This is a genomic window from Halomarina litorea, from assembly GCF_024227715.1.
In the GTDB taxonomy this organism is placed as follows: Archaea; Halobacteriota; Halobacteria; order Halobacteriales; family Haloarculaceae; genus Halomarina; species Halomarina litorea.
In genome coordinates, this window is the sequence record NZ_CP100448.1 from 942290 (window position 1) to 961381 (window position 19092).

Consider the following 19092-nt stretch of genomic DNA (forward strand, 5'->3'; position numbering starts at 1 on the left):
CGAACCTTTCAGCCGAAGAAGATGTCCGCGAGGTCGCTCCCGCCCGACCCCACGTCGCGGTACAGTTCCGAGTAGCCGCAGTTCGTACAGGAGACCACCTTGAACTTGTTCGTCTGGATGTCGAACATCTTGCTCAGGCCGCTTCCCGTCGTCGAAATCTCGCCGACGTCGACCTCGCCGTGTCCGCACTTCGGACAGCCGCTGTCGCTGTTGGAGGGCATACACTCGCGGTTCGTGACAGGTCGGTAAATATTTTCAGGTGGTCACGGGGCGGCCGGGTCGACCCGTCCGCGGTCGAGGTACGCACGCGCCTCGTCGTCCGAGACCTGCGGGAACGAGTCGTAGAACCGGGCGACGGCCCCGAAGACGAACGGCGTCTCGACGCAGACCACGTCGTCGGCGACCTGTCGCAACAGCGCCACGGACTCCGGCGGGGCGACGGGGACGGCGACGACGACGCGTCTCGCGCCCGCCGCCTCGACGGCCCGGACGCAGGCGATGGTCGTCGCGCCCGTCGCGATACCGTCGTCGACGATCAGCACCGACTTCCCCGCGAGGTCGACGGGCTCTGGCTGGTACGCCTCGCGTTTCTCGCGGGCGACCGCGGTCTGTCGCTCGCGCTCTCGTTCGACGTACCCCTCGCCGACGCCGAGGCGGTCGAGGAGGTCGTCGTTCAGCCACGTCGCGCCGTCAGCCCCCACCGCGCCGATGGCGAGTTCGGGGTTGCCGGGCGCGCCGAGTTTCCGGGCGACGACCACGTCCAGCGGGCGGCCGAGGGCGTCCGCGACGACCCGTCCGACCGGGAGGCCGCCGCGCGGCACCGCCAGGACGACGTCGGCCGTCACCCCTCGCTCCCGGAGGGTCTCGGCGAGGCGCTCACCTGCGTCGGTGCGGTCTCTGAACATCGCGTCTCACGGTGGTACTAGCACACCCCGGCGGATGAACCCGCCGCGCGAACCCCTGACAGTCCCGAACGCGTGTGTGTCCGACCAGTCGTGTTTATCGTCGGACATGCTGTACCCCCACGCGAACGAGGGGACTCATGGACACCACACACTCCACGACCGGCGGGACTTCGCGGCGCGCGCTCCTACGGGGGTCGGCGGCCGCGTGCGGCCTCCTGCTGGGCGGTCGAACGCTCGTCGGCGTCGGCTCCGGTGCGACGGGACCGGTCACGGCGATGACACGCAACTGCTACGTCGGCACCGACCTCTTTCGCCTGTTCGAGTCCGGCCTCGACCTCGACCCGCGGCGGGTCTACGAGCGCTACGCGGAACTGTCCGCGAGCGCCGTCGAGACGCGTCTCGCCGCCATCGCCGCCGAGATACTGGCGAACGGACCCTCCGTCGTCGGCCTGCAGGAGGTCGCACTCGTCCGGACGCAGGAGCCGAGCGACCACGCGGGCGGCGACCCGAACGCCTCGCGGGTCGACTACGACTTCCTCGCGTCGCTCGAAGCGCGACTCGGAGGGGAGTACCACGTCGCCGCGAGCGTCGTCACCGCAGACGAGGAGTTCCCGGCGGAGGGCGAGGGCCGCCGGCTCGACGTGCGCCTGACCGACCGCGACGTCCTCCTCGTCAGACGGGGAGTCGACGTGCGCGCCACGGACGCCCGCCGCTACCGCTATCGACTCTCCTTCCGTGCGGGCGACGGGACGCTCGTGACGGTCCACAGGGGGTACTGTCTGGCCCGCCTCCAGTCGGGGGGCCTGCGCTTCACCGCGGTGAACACGCACCTCGAAGCCGCCTCCGCGGTCGTGCGCTACCTGCAGGCGTACGAACTCCGGCGGGACCTCGGGTCCACCGGCGACCCGACGATTCTCCTCGGTGACTTCAACGCCCCGCCGGGCGACGCGACCTACGGCCTGCTGACCCGGTCGTATCGGGACGCGTGGGCCGACGCCGACAGCGGCACGCCCGGTCCGACCTGCTGTCAGGCGGCGGACCTCAGGAACGAGGAGTCGCTGTTGAGCAGACGCGTCGACGGCGTGTTCTACCGGGCGGGAGACGCGCGGGAGGCGGCCCGCGTCGGGTCGCGGACGAGCGACCGGGTCGCGGCGGGCGACGGGACCCGCGTCTGGCCATCGGACCACGCGGGCGTGGTCGCCACGCTCGGCCTCTGAACGGGAGACCCGCTCAGCAGTCGTCGACCAGTTCGCTCGCCAACCCGATGTACCCCTCGGGGGTGAGCGCGTACAGTTCCTCGCGGACGGACTCGTCCACGTCGAGGTCCTCGAACATGTCGTGGAAGTCCTCGATGGTGACCTCCCGGCCCCGGGTGGCGGCCTTGACGGACTCGTAGGCGTCGGCGTAGCCCTCCCGACGGAGGATGGTCTGGACCGCCTCGCCGACGACCGCCGGGTTCGATTCGAGGTCCTCGCGCATCACGTGCTCGTTCGGGACGACCTTCTCCAGTCCGTTCGCGGCCTTCTCGTAGCCGATGAGACAGTGGGCGAGTGCACTCCCGACGTTGCGCTTGACGGTCGAATCCGAGAGGTCACGCTGGAGGCGAGAGGTGGTGACGTACTCGCCGAGGAACGCGAGGTCCGCGTTGGCCTTCGAGAGGTTCCCCTCACTGTTCTCGAAGTCGATGGGGTTGACCTTGTGGGGCATCGTCGAACTGCCCGTCTCCCCCTCGGTCGTCTCCTGTCCGAGGTAGCGATTCGAGACGTAGAGCCAGACGTCGCGGTCCATGTCCACCAGTATCTGGTTGGCCCGCCGGAAGGCGTCGAACAGCGCCGAGAGGTCGTCACACGGGTTGACCTGCGTGGCGAGGGGGACGTGCTCGAACCCGAGCGACTCGACGAACTCGTGGGAGAAGGTCCGCCAGTCCACGTCCGGGTAGGCGGCGGCGTGGGCCGCGTACGTCCCGGAGGCGCCGGCGAGTTTCCCGGCGAGGTCGGTCGACTCGATGTCCGCGAGCGCCCGGCCCAGACGGGCGGCGTAGACGGCCATTTCCTTGCCGAACGTCGTGGGGGTCGCTGGCTGGCCGTGCGTGCGCGCGAGCATCGGCAGATCCCGGTACTCGCGGGCCATCTCGCTCAGCGTGTCCCGCAGGTCGCGCAGCGAGGGCACCAGCACCTCCTCGACGGCGTCTGCGACGAGGAGTCGCTGGGCGAGGTTGTTCACGTCCTCGCTCGTGAGGCCGAAGTGAATCCACGGCGCGTACTGCGGGAACGAGTCGCGGATGAAGTACTCGACGGCCTTCACGTCGTGGTTCGTCGCGGCGAACTGTTCGGTGCCCTCCGTCTCGATGGTCTTGACGAGAGCGGCGTCGTCGAAGTCGAACTCCTCGTACAGTCGGCGGAGGGCCGCACGCTCGTCGTCTGCGAGTTCGAGGGGCGTCGCGTCGAGGTCCGCGAGGGCGACGAGGTACTCCACCTCCACGTGGACCCGGGCACGCATGAGGCCCGCCTCGCTGGCGTACGGGGCGATGGGGGCGGTGTAGTCCGAGTACCGCCCGTCCAGCGGCGATACGGCGTCGAGTGCGGTACGCATACTCCGTCGTGCGGAAGGAGACTGAAAAAGCGTATCGAACCCCATCGGCGTCGCGGTGACAGGACGAACACACGACCCCTCGAATATGCTCGAACGTGCATCGTCCCACGTCTAAGTGCTGTTTCGGGGCCGATTCGATACACGTACGTGTATACTAGCTCCGTCGGGATCGAACCGCTTTTGCCTCGCTGGCGGGAGGGGTGCACATGGTCAGGATTGCGGGCATGGCGAGCAATCGCGGGCGGAACCTGCTGAACGTCGCCGACCGTGTGGAGGCGGCGTCGTTCTCGGTGGTGCTCTCGGACCACGCGGACGCGCCGGTCCTCGACGCCGCCGCCGAGCGCGGGATTCCGACGGAGACCGTCGAACGCGACGACGGAGGGTCCCGCGAGTCCCACGAGCACCGCGTGCTGGACGCCCTCGCCGACTACGATGTCGACCTCGTCTGTCTCGACGGCTACATGCGCGTACTCACGCGCGAGTTCCTCGACGACGCGCCGCTGACGCTCAATGTCCACCCGAGCCTCCTCCCCGCGTTCCCGGGGATGGACGCCCACGAACAGGTCCTCGACGCCGGCGTCCGCGTGACGGGGTGTACGGTCCACGTCGTCACCGAGGACGTCGACGCCGGCCCCGTCGTCACGCAGGAACCCGTCCCCGTCTTCGAGGGCGACGACGCAGACTCCTTGAAGGCGCGCGTCCTCCACGAGGCGGAGTTCAGGGCGTACCCCCGCGCCGTGCGCTGGGTCGCCGAGGACCGCCTCTCCGTCTCCGACGGTTCCGTGAACGTCGAGGGCGACGACGGTGGGGAGTTCCCGACTCGCCGCCTCGACTCGACCGACCACGTCGAGACGCTCCGCTACGGCGAGAACCCCCATCAGGACGCCGCCCTCTACGCCGACCCGACCTGCGAGGAGGCTTCCGTCGTCCACGCCCGCCAGTTGAACGAGGGCGCGAAGGGGATGGGCTACAACAACTACAACGACGCCGATGGCGCACTCGACCTGATAAAGGAGTTCGAGGAACCCGCCGCCGCGGTCATCAAACACACCAACCCCGCCGGCTGTGCCACCACCGACTCCCTCGCGGAGGCGTACGAACGCGCCCTCGCGACGGACCCCATGAGCGCCTTCGGCGGCATCGTCGCCCTCAACCGCGAGTGCGACGCCGCGACCGCCGAACTGGTGATCGACTCGTTCAAGGAAGTCGTCGTCGCGCCGGGGTACACCGAGGAGGCGCTCGCCACCCTCCGCGAGAAGGAGAACCTCCGCGTCCTCGACGTCGGAGATGCCCCCCTCGCCTTCGAGGAGCGCTTCGCCGAGAAGCCCATCACGGGCGGGCGACTCGTCCAGGAGCGCGACACCCAGCGAGTCACCCCTGAGGACCTCGACGTCGTCACGGAGCGTGAACCCACCCGGGAGCAGTTGGAGACGATGTGCTTCGCGTGGCAGGTCGGCAAGCACGTCAAGTCCAACGCCATCGTCTTCGCCGACGGCACCGAGACGGTCGGTATCGGCATGGGACAGGTCTCGCGCGTGGACGCGGTCCGACTCGCCGCGATGAAGGCCGAGGAACACGCCGAGGGCAAGTCCGCGGAGGGCGCGGTGATGGCCTCGGACGCCTTCTTCCCGTTCCCGGACGGCATCGAGGCGGCCGCCGAGGCCGGTATCGAGGCCGTCGTCCAGCCCGGCGGGAGCGTCAACGACGACGACGTCGTCGAGGCCTGCGACGAACTGGGTATCGCGATGGCGTTCACCGGCCAGCGGAGCTTCAGACATGACTGAGCGAAGCGAAGGAGTGCCGGAAGCCAGCGAACGAGCGAAGCGAGCTCGCGCGGCTTCAGACATGACTGAACGGTAGTGAGAGAACGTCTGAAGCTCGGAGGACGTCTCACCCGAGGTTTCGCCCCTCGGCGGCCGACGGCGGCGTGCTCTATCGTCGACCACTCCCGGTCGTCACCGGTCGGCGGGCGGTCAGGACCGCCCCGTGGTCCGTTCGAGTTCCTGTCTCCCGTCGTCGCTCCCGGCGACGATTTGGTCTTTTCAGGCTACAACGCGACAATCGATCCAGACACTACTGACGACAGGTAACAGTAGCTTCAGCAGCAGTATCGGTGTCGCATCCCCGGCAAAAAGACCAACTTATCTCGTCGCTCGCATCGTCCGGGGGCCCCCCCGTCGAATCCGCGCCAACGCGAACGACGGCACTACACTCCAACCCGTCAACTCGTGTGGTCTCGGACGCGACTACGCTTTGGGTCTCACTCGCCGTTCCGCCCCTCTCGGTAGCCGACCCGACCCGCTAGGGCCGTCGTCTCGAGGAGGCTGAAGACGGCGACGAGTATCCGAACGGTGAGGACGACGCCACCGAGTGCCGCGAGGATGGCACCGAGGTCGGGTCCGGTCGTCGACGGGTCGGACAGGAGCGACCCGCCGAGGAGGAGCGCGAGACCGATCCAGAAGGCCTCGTCGCGCTGGGAGAGGGCCGTGAGCGTGTCGTCACTCATGTCCGGTGTGTTTCTCGACTGACGTGATAAGCCTTCTGTGGCGACCTACTCGACCCGACGGAAGGCCGTTCCCGCCCGCTCTGCGGTCACCCGGTCGCTGTCGGAGTCCCCAACGAACAGCGTCCGCTCCGGGGTCGAACCGAGTGCCTCGACGGCGGTGAGGAGCGGCCGCGGGTGGGGTTTCCGCTCCGCGACGGAGTCCCGACCGACGATTGCCCCCACCTCCCGCGTCACTCCGTGGGTGTCCAGCGCCGCCCGACAGGCCGCCTCGCAGTTGAGCGAGCAGACGCCGACTGGTTTCTCGGAGTCGGCGAACTCGTCGAGCAGGGGGAGGCGTTCCGACCGACGCGCGCCCTCGCACTCGGCGGCCGCGAGGGAGGGTTCTATCTCGTCGGCGACACCGAGCTCTTCGGCGATGGGAAGCAAGTCGAGGGCGTCGTCGACGTCCGTCTCGGCGCCGTGGCTCCGGAGCACGGGTTCGATTCGCTCCGCGGTCTCGGCCCAGTCGACGGCGAGGCGGACCAGCGTCCCGTCGAGGTCGTAGACGACGGCGTCGTACGCGTCGTCTTGCGTGTCGGTCATCCCGCTGTCCGACACGGAACGGTGAGAAGAGCGTTCCGACCGCCGTTACAGGCTGCCGATGTCATCGTCCGTCGTCAGGTCGTGGTTCGGGAAGCACTCCCCGAGGTCGTGGATCATGTCGATGGTCTCGCGTTTCGTCTGCACGTCGATGTCGTCGAGGGTCTCGACCTTCTCCAGCGCCCGCTTGAGGAGGGGGAGGCTGAGGCGCTGGTCGATGTGTGCGACGGGGAGATGCAGGTCGTCGAACGACTCCGGCGGGATGTCGGACGTCGAGAGCAGGTAGTAGTCGTCTATCTCCGCGAAGTCGTCGGTCGGGAAGTCGTCCTCCTGGTAGGGAATATCGGGCGAGTCGACCGTCGCACCGCGAATCGACGGGACGTGGAGCGTGTAGTCGGTCATTCCACTGCCCGGTGGGGCCGACGCGGGAGTGTCGCTGGTGCTTGCCGTGGCAGGGTCGTGAGATGCGTACGCTTACCGGCCTCGGGCGCGACTCCCCCGCGTGACCAGCACGTCGTTCCTCGTCTCGCTGGTGGCCGGAGCCGTGCTCCTCCCGTACGCCACGCTGTGGCTCTCGCGGAGCGGGCGGGTCCGTGAGCGGGCCGTCCGGTTCGCCCGCACCGGGTGGCATCGGTGGCTGGCGGTGGGCGGGGCGGTGCTTGCGCTCTACACGCTCGCCGCGGGCGGCGGGCGGCTACTGCCCGCACCACCGATACCCCTCGCGTGGGCCGCCGTGACGCTGTCGCTGGTCACCGCCGCCCACGTCGAGGTGCTGGTCGCCGCCGAGGCGATGCGCGCGTACCCCGACGACCGGGCGTTGCACTACGACCTGTCGCGGCCCTGCACGTGGGTGGCGACCAGTGCCCGCATCGTCTCGGCGTGGGGGTGGCTGATGCGCGAGCGACACCCGTGGCTCGCGCCCGGCTTCCTCGCCAGCAGCCTTTCGCTCGCGCTCGGCCCGCAGTTCGGTGTGGTCCCGGTCTCGGTGTGGTCAGCGCTCGCCGCCTCCACGCTCGTCCTCGGACTGTGTTGTCTCCCGTTCCCGCGACTCGTCGGTCTCCCCGGTGGGTTCCTCGACGGGGACCTCCCGCCGTAGCCGCCCGTACCCCCAGTCGAACACGACGGGGAGCGTCTGCTGGTCGGTCACCCCGTGGGAGGAGAGTTGCGTGTCGTATCGCACGGACTCGCCGGCGGGCACGTCGAAGCGGATCTCGCTCACGTCGGAGATGGTCGCCACGCCCAGTTCCGCGAGGAACTCGCCGCCCCCCTCACCGCCGTTCTGGACGGTGACAGCGACGTCGATGGCGTTCGGGTTCGAGACCGTCTCGGGGAGGTCGAAGGACTCGACGGTGAATCGGGCCGGGTGAGCGAGCGCGCCGAGGACGTTCTCGTCCAGCGACCAGTCGGTCGGAGCGTCGGGCCCGTCCGTCAGGACGACTCTCCCTTCGGTCGGTGTGACGTCGAGCGGGACCGGTACGCCGACGGTCACCGGGTCGCCGAACGTGTCCACGACGGAGTCTGACCTCTTCGGGTAGCGGACGCCGTCGAGTTCGACCGTGAACCGCTCCGGGAGCTCACGAGCGCCGACGCCGTCAAGCGTTCCCTCGGCCGGCCGGACCGCGAATGTGACGAACTGTTCCGTCTCGTCGCCCACGACGTCGAGGTGGGCTCCGCTGCGGAGGGCCATCCGTGCAGTCGAAACGTCGGAGACGACGAGCCGCGGCGGGTCGCCTTCCGGTGTGGGGTCGTCCGGATCCGTCGTGGTCGGTGATGCGGTGCCATCGTCCGTACGCGTCCCCGGTGAATCGGTGGTAGCGAGACAGCCGGTGAGCGCGTGGGTCGTTCCCGTGCCCGCGAGCGCGAGGAAGTGGCGGCGGTCCATATCTGCTGTTGTGACACTGGATATGAATCTATTCGCCAGCATCAAACGGTCGTCTGAGCCTCACTCCCCACTTCGATAGGCTAAAACCGCCACCCGTCCCACGCCTCGGCATGGAGTACCACGAGGCCGCGAACTTCCTCTTCGACCTGCGGCGGTACCCCTCGCGGCGGGGTATCGACGCGACGCGGGCCCTCCTCTCGTACGTCGGAGACCCCCACGAAGGGCTGGCCTGCGTGCAGGTCGCCGGGTCGAACGGGAAGGGGTCGACGGCGCGGATGGTCGAACGCGTCCTCCGCGAGGCGGGCCTCGACGTGGGGCTGTTCACCTCCCCGCACCTGGACGACGTCCGCGAGCGGGTCCGCATCAACGGGCGCAAGGTGACGAAACGGGCGCTGACCGAGTTCGTGGAGGCGACCCGCGAGCCGATTCTGGAAGCCGCCGCCGACGGCGACTGTCCGACGTTCTTCGAGGCGAACACCGTCCTCGCGCTGTGGGCGTTCGCGCGCGCCGACGTGGACGTGGCCGTCCTCGAAGTCGGTATCGGCGGGCGCTACGACGCGACGAGCGCCGTCTCGCCCGTCGCGAGTTGCGTCACGAGTGTCTCGCTCGAACACACCGAGATGCTCGGTGACACGGTCGAGGAGATCGCTCGCGACAAGGCGCAGGTCGCCGGCGACCACCCCCTCGTGACGGGCGCCGACGGGGACGCCCTCGCGGCCATCCGCGACGAGGTGGGCGAGGTCCTGACGGTCGGTCCGTCGGGGGTGGACGTGACTGCCACCTACGGGGGCCGCGAGGGAGTCGAGGGACGCGTCTCGCTTTCGGGCCCAGACTGGTCGGTGGAGACGACGCTCCCGCAACTGGGCGCGCATCAGGCGACGAACGCGGGCATCGCGGCCGCCCTGTGCCGACAGGTCGCGGACGTGGACGAGGCCACCGTCGCGCGGGGACTCGCGAGCGCCCACTGGCCGGGGCGCTTCGAGGTCATGTCCCGGTCGCCCCTCACGGTCCTCGACGGAGCGCACAACCCCGGCGCGTGCGCCACCGTCGCGGAGACGCTCTCGACGTTCGACTACGACGACCTGCACCTCGTCGTCGGCGCGATGCACGACAAGGACCACGGGGCGATGGCCGAGGCCCTCCCCGACCCGGCGCACGTCTACACCTGCCGGGCGGACATCGACCGCGCGGAGTCCCCCGAGGTGCTGGCCCGCGTCTTCGAGAACCACGTGGGAGGGGCGGTCCATCAGGAGGGGAACGTGACGGACGCCCTCGCGACGGCCCTCGACCGGGCCGGACCGGACGACTGCGTCCTCGTGACCGGGTCGCTGTACGTCGTCGCCGAGGCGCGCGAGCGATGGACCCGTCTCGACGTCCCCAAGCGCGTGACCGACCTCGACGAGGCCGAGGCGGTCCTCGCGGACGCGGACGTGACCGACGGGGGCATCTGGCGGATGCGCGGGAAGGGGGTCCACCGGGTCGTGAAGACCCGCGTCCAACCGCGACAGGCCCAGTACCTGAAAGAGGAGCTGCTGTCGCTCGGCGGCGAGTGCGCCACCTCCGGGCTCTCCGCACAGGATAGCGAGCGCGTCGACGTGGTGCTGATGGGGACGCTGGCACAGTTCCGCCGCCTCACCGAGACGCTGGCCGACCAGCCCTACGGACTCTCGGAACTGGCGGCCACCCTCCGCGAGGCGCTCGAAATCGGCGTCGAGTCGGTCGAACGGGGCTACCCGTGGGAGGGTCGGACCGCCGTCATGGGGATCCTCAACGTGACGCCCGACTCCTTCCACGACGGCGGGGAGTTCGAAGAGCACGAGGCGGCCGTCGCGCGGGCCGAGGCGATGGTCGAAGCCGGGGTGGACGTCATCGACGTCGGCGGGGAGTCGACCCGCCCCGGCGCGGACCCGGTGCCCGACGAGGAGGAGATCGCCCGGGTCGTACCGGTCATCGAGACCCTCGCCGACCTCGACGTGTTGCTCTCTATCGACACGCGCAAGGCGGCGGTGGCCCGTGCTGCCCTCGAAGCGGGCGCGGACGTCCTCAACGACGTCTCCGGGCTGGCTGACCCCGAGATGCGCCACCTCGCCGTCGAGTACGACGTGCCCGTCGTCGTGATGCACTCCATCGAGGCGCCCGTCGACCCGGACACCGAGGTGGAGTACGACGACGTGGTCGAGGACGTGTTAGAGGCCCTGAGCGAGCGAGTCCTCCTCGCAGAGAAGGCGGGACTGGACCGCTCGCAGGTCATCGTCGACCCCGGTCTCGGCTTCGGCAAGACGCGCCACGAGAACTTCGAACTGCTCGGCCGCCTCGACGAGTTCCACGCGCTGGGCTGTCCGGTCCTCGTCGGCCACTCGCACAAGTCGATGTTCGACCTCGTGGGGAGCGAGGCGGGCGAACGCCTCCCCGCCACCGTCGCCGCTACCGCCGTCGCCGCCGAACGGGGGGCCGACATCGTCCGCGTCCACGACGTCCCCGAGAACGTCGCCGCCGTCCGCACCCAGCGGGCGGCCTCCGACCCCGACGACCTGTAGGACGAGGTCGGTCTCCGGTGCGAGTCGGAGTCGCACGACTTATGTTTAGGGCTGCCTAAACCGTTCGTATGACCTCCCGCGCCGCGCCCGCGGACGACGACGAGATTCGGGTGACTGCCTGCACGACCTGTCCCGGTCGGACCCTCATCGCGGAGGAGGGCAACACCGACGGCTGGCTCTCCTCTGACCTCGTCGTGGACGTCGAGGAGCACCGCTGAGCGTCTCGTTTCGACTCCTTTCCTCTTACGCGCCCAGCTCCCGGTAGAACTCGAGGTGTTCTGCCAGCACCCGCTCCCAGTCGTAGCGCTCGAAGGTGGGGTCGTAGTCCCGGCGCTCCCGGTCGCTCGCGCCCGCGATGACCGCCTCCAGTTCCTCCGGCGAGGTGACGCGCACCCCGCGCTCGCGGCGCTCGACCAGTTCGTGGGCACTCGACCCGCCCTGGTACTCCACGACGCCGACGCAGCCGGCGACGAGCACCCACAGCAGTTCGCGGGCGAACGATACGTGCCGGCGCGTCTGGACGAACACGTGCGCGCCGCGGTAGTACGCCAGTCGCTCGTCGCGGCTGAGGTCGCCCGCGAGCGTCACCCGGTCGGCGATTCGCAGGGAATCGAGCTGGTCGGCCACGCCCGCCCGCCCCGCGCCGCTCCCGACGACGAGCGCCGACCAGTCGCGGTCCCTGAGTTCGGCGAGCGCCAGCAGGAGGCTGTCGAGGTTCGCGTCCTCGTCGAGGGGGGTGGCGGCGACCACGTCGTACGTCGGGTCCGGGTCGACCGCCCGCACCCGCTCGCAGTCGACGGCCTGCGGGACCCGCCGGACCCGGTCGTCGGGCGTGCCGTACTCCATCACGCGCCGCCCGACGAGTTCCGAGGGGACGAGGGCCCCGTCGGGTGCCGTCGCGGCCCGGCGGGCGAGTCGCCCCCCGGGCGGCACCTCGTCGGTCCACCCGACCACGAGGGGCGAGCGCGCGAGTCTCGCCCCCGCCCGCGCCCCGAGGACGACGCTCGCCGGGCGAGGTGCCGTCTGGACCACGTCCGGGCCGTACCGGGCGAGCAGCGCGGGGAGCCGAGCGGTGAACGAGGTGCGGGCGGGGGCGACGGTGACGCCGTGGTAGGCGACGCCCTCGTGGCGCAACACCTGCTCGTAGCCGGGCCAGAACTGGGTGCAGAAGACGCGGACCTCGTGGCCGTCGGCGGCGAGTCGCTCGGCGAGCACACGCGACCGTTCGGACTCGCGGGCCGACCCCCGCGAGCGCCACCCCTGCGAGTCCGGCACCACGAGCGCGATTCGCATACCGCGGGGTGCACCGCGGGGGTTATCAAACCTGACCTCTCGCCCCGCCGGCCGCCTTCCGAACGACTATCACGCGGTGCGACCTCACACGTCTCATGCGCGACATCGAGCGGTATCTCAACGTCCGGAGCGCCTACGGCGCTTCTTTCTCCCCCGGAGGCACCCTCGCCTTCCTGTACGACGCAACCGGCGTCTCGCAGGTGTGGACGCTAGCGGAACCCCGAGCGTGGCCGGAACAGCGCACTTTCTACGACGAGTCGGTCGGCTTCGTCGACTGCTCGCCCACCCGCGAGGAACTGGTCTTCGGGATGGACGAGGGGGGCAACGAACGCACACAACTCCACCGCCTCGACCTCGCGGGCGGCGTCGACGACGTGACGAACCTCACCGACCGCCCCGGCGCGAAACACCGCTGGGGGGGCTGGAGCCACGACGGCGACCGGTTCGCCTTCGCCTCGAACCGCCGCGACGAGTCGGTCTTCGACGTCTACGTGCAGGACAGGGACGCCGTCGGCGGCGACACCGACCTCGTCCACGAGGGCAGCGGGTGGCTCACCGTCCAGGGCTGGTCGCCCGACGATTCTCGACTCCTCGTCTCGGAGGCCTACTCCAACTTCGACCAGGACGTGTACGTCCTCGACCTCGAATCGGGCGAGTTCGTCCACCTCACGCCCCACGAGGGCACCGCGCGGTTCGTCAGCGCCACGTGGGGGCCGGACGGCGGCGTCTACCTCGCGACCGACCACGACCGGGACACCCTCTCGCTGGTCCGGTTCGCCCCCGAGGACCTCGGGGCGGGCCTCGACGCGATGGACCCCGTCGTCGAGGATTCGGAGTGGAACGTCGAGGGCATCGCCGTCGACCACGACACCCGACGGGCGGTGTACTCGAAGAACGTCGACGGCTACACCGAACTCACGGTCGGTGATATCGACGGCACCGAGTTCACCGAGCGTTCGGCGCCCGCGCTCCCGAAGGGGGTCGCCGGTGGGGTGAGCTTCGACGCCGACGCGACGTCGATGGCGCTGACGGCGACGGGGAGTTCGGCGAACACGAACGTCTACGGCGTGGACGTGGACACGGGCGAGGCCGACCGCTGGACCTGCGCCTCGACGGCGGGCATCCCCCGCGAGTCGTTCGTCGAACCGGACCTCGTGCGCTTCGAGTCGTTCGACGGGCTGGCGGTCCCCGCGTTCTTCTCGCTCCCCCACGAGGTGCCCGAGGGCGGCGCGCCCGTCGTCGTGGACATCCACGGCGGCCCCGAGAGCCAGCGCCGGCCGTCGTTCAACTCCCTCAAGCAGTACTTCCTCGCACACGGCTACGCCGTCTTCGAACCCAACGTTCGCGGGTCGACGGGGTACGGGACGACCTATACCCACCTCGACGATGTGGAGAAGCGCATGGACTCGGTGCGGGACGTGGAGGCCGGCGTGGAATGGCTCCACGCCCAGGACACCGTCGACCCGGACCGCATCGTCGCCTTCGGCGGCTCGTACGGCGGGTTCATGGTGCTCGCCGCACTCACCGAGTATCCCGACCGCTGGGCCGCCGGGGTGGACGTCGTCGGCATCGCCAACTTCGTCACGTTCCTCGAGAACACCGGGTCGTGGCGGCGCGAACTCCGCGAGGCCGAGTACGGGTCGCTCGCCGAGGACCGCGAGTTCCTGGAGTCCATCTCGCCCATCAACAACATCGAGAAGATCCGCGCGCCGCTGTTCGTCCTCCACGGCGCGAACGACCCGCGCGTCCCCCTCGGGGAGGCCGAACAGATCGTCGAGGAGGCCCGCGAGCAGGGGGTCCCCGTCGAGGAGTTGATATTCGAGGACGAGGGCCACGGCATCGCGAAACGCGAGAACCGCATCGAGGCGTACTCCCGCGTGGTCGCGTTCCTCGACGACCACGTCTGAGGACCCTTTCGAGCGGTCAGTTCCCGTCGGACCGCACCGAGGACCGCCGCCGCGGGGACGGCGAACAGGAGCTTGTGGTCGATGACGTCGACGTACAGCGTCGAGCCCTCGAGCAGTTCCCGGCCCACGACGAGGAAGGTGGACTCGTCGACGTGGAGCGGCTGGCGAAGGTAGGCGAGCGGTGCGAGGACTCCGAGGAGGATGACCACGACGGTGGCGACGGCGAAGCGCGCGTCCCCCCGCAGGGAGTCGCGCTCGATCACAGGTCGGTGTCTGATATTCCTTTATAGTTGTGACTGTCGGGGAACGGTGAGTTCAGTATTACCATACTTCCCAGATGAAATTTCCCGATTTGGGGTGCGTTAGTGGTTCGCTCACCGCGAGGAGGGGTCCTCCGCTCCGAACTCGACCGGTCGGGGCGACGACCCACACGACATGTGGGTCACGGGTGCTCCCGGGACACGACTGTTTCACGCTCGACGCACCGTTTAACACGACATTTACGGCCGGTCCGGCCCGCGAAAGGTCCCCCCTGCTTATAGTACTGTCCGGTGTGGTCGGGGTAGATGGCGGGCGACACCTACGACCGCGTCACGGCGCATCTGGCGTCCCTCCGTGGGGCGTACAGCGAGTTCGCCGTCCAGCAGACGAGCGTCTCGGTCTCGTCGGCCGACTACGACCGCCTCCGACGGGAGACGGAGTGTGGCGTCGTCGAGGCGGGCGCGCGCGTCCGCGACGACTCGGGGCGGGCGCTCGCGGTCAGGCAGGACGGCCTCTGGTGTGACCCGCTGGGATGCGTCGGACCCGAGGAGACCGTCGAGGAGGCCGCTCACCGCGTCCTCCGGGAGGCGACGGGCGTGGAGTGTCGCATCGTCGACCTCCTCGGGGTGCGCATCGTCGCCGCCACCGACCGCGCCGACCCGGACCGCGAGGCGCTCTACCGACTCTCGGCACTGTTCACCGCGGAGTACCGCACCGGCGACCCGCGGGAGGGGTGCGCGTGGCGGACCGCCCCGCCGGGTGCGCTCCCCGTCGACCCCTGATTCTCGACTCGCGTCGGGTCAGATGACGCCCGTCACCGTCGCGGCCTCGATGGCCGCCTCCTCGCTCACCCCGTCGCCGAGGATGGTGTAGCGGTCGCGAATCTCGTGGGCCGTCGTCATCGCCTGCACGAAGTCCTCGGGAGCGATGCCGAGGGCGTCGGCGTCCGTCGGCGCGCCGATGCGGTCGAGAGCGTCGCGGACGTTCCGCCAGCGCCCGTCGCTCCCCGAGTGGAGGTACTCGGTGACGACGCTCGCGACGCCGACCTGGTGTCCGTGGAGGGCCACGCCCGGCGCGATGCGGTCCAACTGGTGGGAGATGAGGTGTTCCGCGCCCGAGGCGGGCCGCGAGGACCCGGCGATGGACATCGCCACGCCCGAGGAGACGAGGGCCTTCATGACGATCCACGCCGACTCCTCCAGTCCCTGCTTGATGGAGTCGGCGCTGTTCACGAGCATCTCGGCGGTCATCCGGGAGAGTGCGCCGGCGTACTCGCTGTACTCGACGTTCTTCAGGCGGTGGGCGAGTTCCCAGTCCCTGACCGCCGTGTAGTTCGAGATGATGTCCGCGCACCCGGCGGTGGTGAGTCGCCACGGCGCGTCGGCGATGAGGTCCGTGTCCGCGACGACGGCCAGCGGGGGTTCTGCCGCCACCGAGTGGCGGGTGTCGCCCTCGGGGACCGACCCGCGCCCGGAGACGATGCCGTCGTGACTCGCCGCGGTGGGGACGCTCACGAAGCCGATGCCGACCTCGTCGGAGGCCATCTTCGCGATGTCGATTGCCTTGCCGCCGCCGACGCCGACGAGGAAGCCCGCGTCCACGGCCTCGGCGCGCGCGATGACCTCCTTCACGGCGGCGAACGAGGCCTCCTCGACGGTGATGACGTCGCTGTCGTCGAACTGGTCCGCCACCCGGCCCGCCGCAATCTCACGCGGGGTGGGGCTGGTGACGATGAGGGGCGTCCCGCCGAGGCGGAGTTCCTCGACGGCCGTCGCCGTCTCGTCCAGCACGCCGTGGCCGATGACGACGTTGCGTGGCAGGCGAATCCACGCCCGTTTGTCGAACATACACCCTCTCCCGGTCGGCGGGTCAAATAGCTTCGTTCTCGGCCGACTTGCGGCACTTCACCATGCCGAGGCCCTCCATCGTACACACCGTCTCGCCGTCGCCGTTAGTCGTCGTCACGCCGACGCGGGTGTGGCCGAACGCGCCCCGGTCGTCGGGGCGCTTCTCGAGGACCTCCAGCTCCACCGAGAGCGTATCGCCCGGCCTGACCGGCGCGTGCCAGCGCAGGGCGTCGATGCCTCGTCCGCCCGCGCTCGCCGTCTCGTTCATGTAGGACTCGACCAGCAGGCGGGCCGTCAGCGCCGCGGTCTGCCAGCCGCTGGCGATGAGTCCGCCGTACATCGTCTCCGAGGCGGCCTCCTCGCTCAGGTGGAACGGCTGGGGGTCGTAGCGCTCGGCGAACCGGACGATGTCCTCGCGCGTGACGGTCACGCTCCCGCAGTCGCGAGTGTGACCCACCTCGATGTCCTCGAAGTACAGCGTCATGCCACGACGCTGATTGGGGCGGTGACAAAAAACTACGGCTGGGCGGTCGGACGAGTTCGACACTCGGACCGTCGAGAGCACGTCCACCCCATCGGCCACGACGCGATTCGGGAGGTCCTCGGGGAGGCGTTCCCCGACAGACGCGGGTGAGCGGTTCGAGGGCGGGCAGCCGTCAGAACGTCGAGAGGACGTCTAGCACGCGCTCTTCTGCCTCCCGAGCAGGACCGTTCTCCCGCCCGGTCCGGTCGCTCTCGCGGTGTTCCTCGACCGTCGCCGGGACCGTCTCCTCGTGGGGGGTCGCCTCCCACCCGAGGGCTTCGAGTTTCGACGTGTCGAGGACGTGCGGGTAGTCCCGGTAGAGCGGGAAGTCGGCGGGCGAGAGGTCGCCCGCGGCCAGTTCGCGCTCGCCGGCCTCGACCACCTCGACGTCCTCGCCGACTTCCTCCGCCAGCAGGTCCACCCACTCCGTGAGGACGGGCAGGGTGTGGTCGGCGACGTTGTACGCCTCGCCGGCCTCGCCCGCCTCGGCGACGACGCGGAGGGCGCTGGCCACGTCGCCGGCGTAGACGAGGTGTCGAAGGTGGGTGTAGGGGACGACGAGTCGGTCGTGGTTGAGGACGCGGTCGATCCAGTAGTCGAACCGTTCGGTGTAGTCGTACGGACCGTAGACGACCGGCGGGCGAATCGACGTGGCGCGGACGCCACGCTCAGCGGCCTCGAAGACCGCACGGTCGCCCTCGGCCTTCCGCGGACCGTAGCTCTCCGGGGAGTCGTCGCGGGCCTGTTCAGGCGTGCAGTCGTGGAGCGGGGTCTCGTCCTCGCGCTTGGGGATGACCTCCTCGCCGTAAGCGCTCCCGGAGGAGACGTAGACGTAGGCCTCGCAGTCCCGGAATATCTCGGTCGCGGCGCGGACGTCCTTCGGCTGATAGGCCACGCAGTCGACGACGACGTCGGGTTCGGTCTCCTCGCGGGCGCGTTCGAGTGCCGAGTCGTTCGTCCGGTCCCCTTCGACGTGTCGGACGCCGTCGGGCACGTCGTGGTTCCCTCGGTTGAACACCGTCACGTCGTAGTCGTGGTCGCGGAACTCGGTGACGGCGTGGCGGCCGATGAAACGCGTGCCGCCGATGACGAGTACGGAATCCATGTCCGGGGGTCGGGTGGGGATTCGAAAGGTGTGGTGGTTCACCGAGCGACCTACGTGGGACCTCCGGTCCCACGAGCGACCAGAACCCTCCGCGTTCTGGTAACGAACGCGAACGGGATGGGGTTCGATTCGAGAGGAGCGACCGTCCCTACTCCGTCAGCGCGTCGATGACGCCCGCCTCGCGTTCCCGGCCGGGGTCGTGGTCGGCACCCGTACGGTCGCTGTCGAGGTGGGCGCGCGCGGTGGTCGTGACGGCCTCGTCGACGGGCGTGGACTCCCACCCGAGGGCGGTGAGTTTCCCCGTGTCGGCCAGCAGAGGGTCGGGGGTGTAGAGAACGAACTCCTCCGGCGAGAGGTCCCCGCGTTCGAGGTCGTACTCGCTCGCGTGGACCGCCTCCACCTCGGTGTCGATGGCGTCGGCGACGAGGTCCAGCGAGCGTTCGAGGGTCATCGCGTCGCGGTCGGCGACGTTGTACGCCTCGCCGGCCTCGCCCGCCTCGGCGACGACGCGGAGGGCGCTGGCCACGTCACCGACGTACGCGCGGTGGAACAGGCTCCCACCGTCCCCGGGGACGAGGACGTGGTCGTACTCGCTGACCCGGTTCACCCAGTACGCGAAGCGCTCGGTGTAGTCGTGGGGACCGTAGACGAGCATCGGCCGGACGCTCATCGCGTTCGTCCCCGACTCGGCGGCCTCGAAGACCGCACGGTCGCCCTCGGCCTTCCGCGGGCCGTACGTCTCCATCGATTCGTCGCGGGCCTGTTCGGGCGTGCACTCACACAGCGGTGTCTCGTCCTCGCGCATCGGGACGGACTGCTCGGCGTAGGCGCTCCCCGAGGAGACGTAGACGTAGGCCTCGCAGTCGGTGAACACCGTACACGCCTCGCGGACCTGCTCCGGGTGGTACGCACAGAGGTCCACGACCACGTCCGGGTTCACCTGTCCCCGGGCGCGTTCGAGGTCCCTCCGGTCGTTCCGGTCGCCCTGAACGTGCGAGACGTCCTCGCGGTCGGCGAAGGGATTCTCGCTCTCCCCGCGCGTGAGGAGCGTCACGTCGTAGTCGTGCGCGAGGAACTCCTCGACGGTGTGGCGGCCGATGAAGCGCGTGCCACCGATGGTGAGCAGGGTCGGCATAATTCGTGTCCGGGAGCCAG

Annotated in this window: 20 protein-coding genes; 8 read left to right on the plus strand and 12 right to left on the minus strand. The window is 69.7% G+C overall.

What is annotated here, in order from left to right; genetic code table 11:
* Window positions 1–8: 8 nt before the first annotated feature.
* Together NKG96_RS05150 and NKG96_RS05155 are read right to left on the minus strand one after the other, a co-directional pair.
* A complete protein-coding gene (locus NKG96_RS05150; protein WP_254537399.1) occupies window positions 9–221 on the minus strand; it encodes a zinc ribbon domain-containing protein in 213 nt (70 codons plus the stop codon).
* Between the two features lie 42 nt (window positions 222–263).
* Entirely contained in the window at window positions 264–905 is a 642-nt protein-coding gene (locus NKG96_RS05155; protein WP_254537400.1) for a phosphoribosyltransferase, read from the minus strand.
* A 137-nt stretch (window positions 906–1042) separates the two neighbouring features.
* Between NKG96_RS05155 and NKG96_RS05160 the strand changes: the two genes are divergently transcribed.
* A complete protein-coding gene (locus NKG96_RS05160; RefSeq protein WP_254537401.1) occupies window positions 1043–2122 on the plus strand; it encodes an endonuclease/exonuclease/phosphatase family protein in 1080 nt (359 codons plus the stop codon).
* A 13-nt stretch (window positions 2123–2135) separates the two neighbouring features.
* Here NKG96_RS05160 and purB read toward each other — a convergent pair whose 3' ends face one another.
* Window positions 2136–3497, minus strand: coding sequence for an adenylosuccinate lyase (gene purB / locus NKG96_RS05165; RefSeq protein ID WP_254537402.1), 1362 nt, complete (start codon window positions 3495–3497; stop codon window positions 2136–2138).
* A 206-nt stretch (window positions 3498–3703) separates the two neighbouring features.
* On the opposite strand from purB, the gene purH reads away from it, so the two are divergent.
* The gene (purH, locus tag NKG96_RS05170; protein ID WP_254537403.1) at window positions 3704–5281 is read left to right on the plus strand and encodes a bifunctional phosphoribosylaminoimidazolecarboxamide formyltransferase/IMP cyclohydrolase; all 1578 of its coding nucleotides are present in this window, start codon (window positions 3704–3706) and stop codon (window positions 5279–5281) included.
* A gap of 476 nt (window positions 5282–5757) precedes the next feature.
* On the opposite strand, the gene NKG96_RS05175 is transcribed toward purH, so the two are convergent.
* Genes NKG96_RS05175 through NKG96_RS05185 form a run of 3 tightly spaced genes read right to left on the minus strand, consistent with a single transcriptional unit; the run spans window position 5758 to window position 6984 of the window.
* Complete coding sequence (locus NKG96_RS05175) at window positions 5758–6003, minus strand: hypothetical protein (RefSeq protein ID WP_254537404.1); 246 nt, start codon at window positions 6001–6003, stop codon at window positions 5758–5760.
* A gap of 45 nt (window positions 6004–6048) precedes the next feature.
* Window positions 6049–6585 carry an HAD family hydrolase gene (locus NKG96_RS05180; RefSeq protein WP_254537405.1) on the minus strand — a complete coding sequence of 179 codons (537 nt, stop codon included), beginning with the start codon at window positions 6583–6585 and terminating at the stop codon, window positions 6049–6051.
* 45 nt (window positions 6586–6630) lie between these two features.
* Window positions 6631–6984, minus strand: a complete 354-nt coding sequence (locus tag NKG96_RS05185; RefSeq protein WP_254537406.1) for a hypothetical protein — start codon at window positions 6982–6984, stop codon at window positions 6631–6633.
* Window positions 6985–7084: 100 nt separating this feature from the next.
* On the opposite strand from NKG96_RS05185, the gene NKG96_RS05190 reads away from it, so the two are divergent.
* Complete coding sequence (locus tag NKG96_RS05190; protein ID WP_254537407.1) at window positions 7085–7678, plus strand: hypothetical protein; 594 nt, start codon at window positions 7085–7087, stop codon at window positions 7676–7678.
* On the opposite strand, the gene NKG96_RS05195 is transcribed toward NKG96_RS05190, so the two are convergent.
* Window positions 7574–8464 (minus strand): hypothetical protein, encoded by an 891-nt coding sequence (locus tag NKG96_RS05195; protein ID WP_254537408.1) that lies wholly within the window; start codon window positions 8462–8464, stop codon window positions 7574–7576. The two genes, NKG96_RS05190 and NKG96_RS05195, sit on opposite strands and share 105 nt — an antisense overlap.
* A 110-nt stretch (window positions 8465–8574) precedes the next feature.
* On the opposite strand from NKG96_RS05195, the gene folP reads away from it, so the two are divergent.
* Together folP and NKG96_RS05205 are read left to right on the plus strand one after the other, a co-directional pair.
* Window positions 8575–11001, plus strand: a complete 2427-nt coding sequence (gene folP / locus NKG96_RS05200) for a dihydropteroate synthase (protein ID WP_254537409.1) — start codon at window positions 8575–8577, stop codon at window positions 10999–11001.
* A gap of 68 nt (window positions 11002–11069) precedes the next feature.
* Entirely contained in the window at window positions 11070–11219 is a 150-nt protein-coding gene (locus NKG96_RS05205) for a hypothetical protein (protein ID WP_254537410.1), read from the plus strand.
* A gap of 25 nt (window positions 11220–11244) precedes the next feature.
* On the opposite strand, the gene NKG96_RS05210 is transcribed toward NKG96_RS05205, so the two are convergent.
* The gene (locus tag NKG96_RS05210; protein ID WP_254537411.1) at window positions 11245–12294 is read right to left on the minus strand and encodes a glycosyltransferase family 4 protein; all 1050 of its coding nucleotides are present in this window, start codon (window positions 12292–12294) and stop codon (window positions 11245–11247) included.
* A gap of 95 nt (window positions 12295–12389) precedes the next feature.
* On the opposite strand from NKG96_RS05210, the gene NKG96_RS05215 reads away from it, so the two are divergent.
* From NKG96_RS05215 to NKG96_RS05225, 3 genes are all read left to right on the plus strand, one after another.
* Window positions 12390–14201 (plus strand): S9 family peptidase, encoded by a 1812-nt coding sequence (locus NKG96_RS05215; protein WP_254537412.1) that lies wholly within the window; start codon window positions 12390–12392, stop codon window positions 14199–14201.
* Between the two features lie 74 nt (window positions 14202–14275).
* On the plus strand, window positions 14276–14491 hold the full coding sequence (locus NKG96_RS05220; protein ID WP_254537413.1) for a hypothetical protein: 216 nt from the start codon (window positions 14276–14278) through the stop codon (window positions 14489–14491).
* Between the two features lie 276 nt (window positions 14492–14767).
* A complete protein-coding gene (locus NKG96_RS05225) occupies window positions 14768–15244 on the plus strand; it encodes an NUDIX hydrolase (protein WP_254537414.1) in 477 nt (158 codons plus the stop codon).
* A gap of 18 nt (window positions 15245–15262) precedes the next feature.
* On the opposite strand, the gene NKG96_RS05230 is transcribed toward NKG96_RS05225, so the two are convergent.
* The 4 genes from NKG96_RS05230 to NKG96_RS05245 form a co-directional block, all read right to left on the minus strand.
* Window positions 15263–16309: an NAD(P)-dependent glycerol-1-phosphate dehydrogenase gene (locus NKG96_RS05230; RefSeq protein WP_254537415.1), complete on the minus strand. Its 1047-nt coding sequence runs from the start codon at window positions 16307–16309 to the stop codon at window positions 15263–15265.
* A gap of 22 nt (window positions 16310–16331) precedes the next feature.
* Complete coding sequence (locus NKG96_RS05235; RefSeq protein WP_254537416.1) at window positions 16332–16793, minus strand: MaoC family dehydratase; 462 nt, start codon at window positions 16791–16793, stop codon at window positions 16332–16334.
* 172 nt (window positions 16794–16965) lie between these two features.
* On the minus strand, window positions 16966–17937 hold the full coding sequence (locus NKG96_RS05240; RefSeq protein ID WP_254537417.1) for an NAD-dependent epimerase/dehydratase family protein: 972 nt from the start codon (window positions 17935–17937) through the stop codon (window positions 16966–16968).
* Between the two features lie 148 nt (window positions 17938–18085).
* Window positions 18086–19072 (minus strand): NAD-dependent epimerase/dehydratase family protein, encoded by a 987-nt coding sequence (locus NKG96_RS05245; protein WP_254537418.1) that lies wholly within the window; start codon window positions 19070–19072, stop codon window positions 18086–18088.
* Between the last annotated feature and the right edge of the window lie 20 nt (window positions 19073–19092).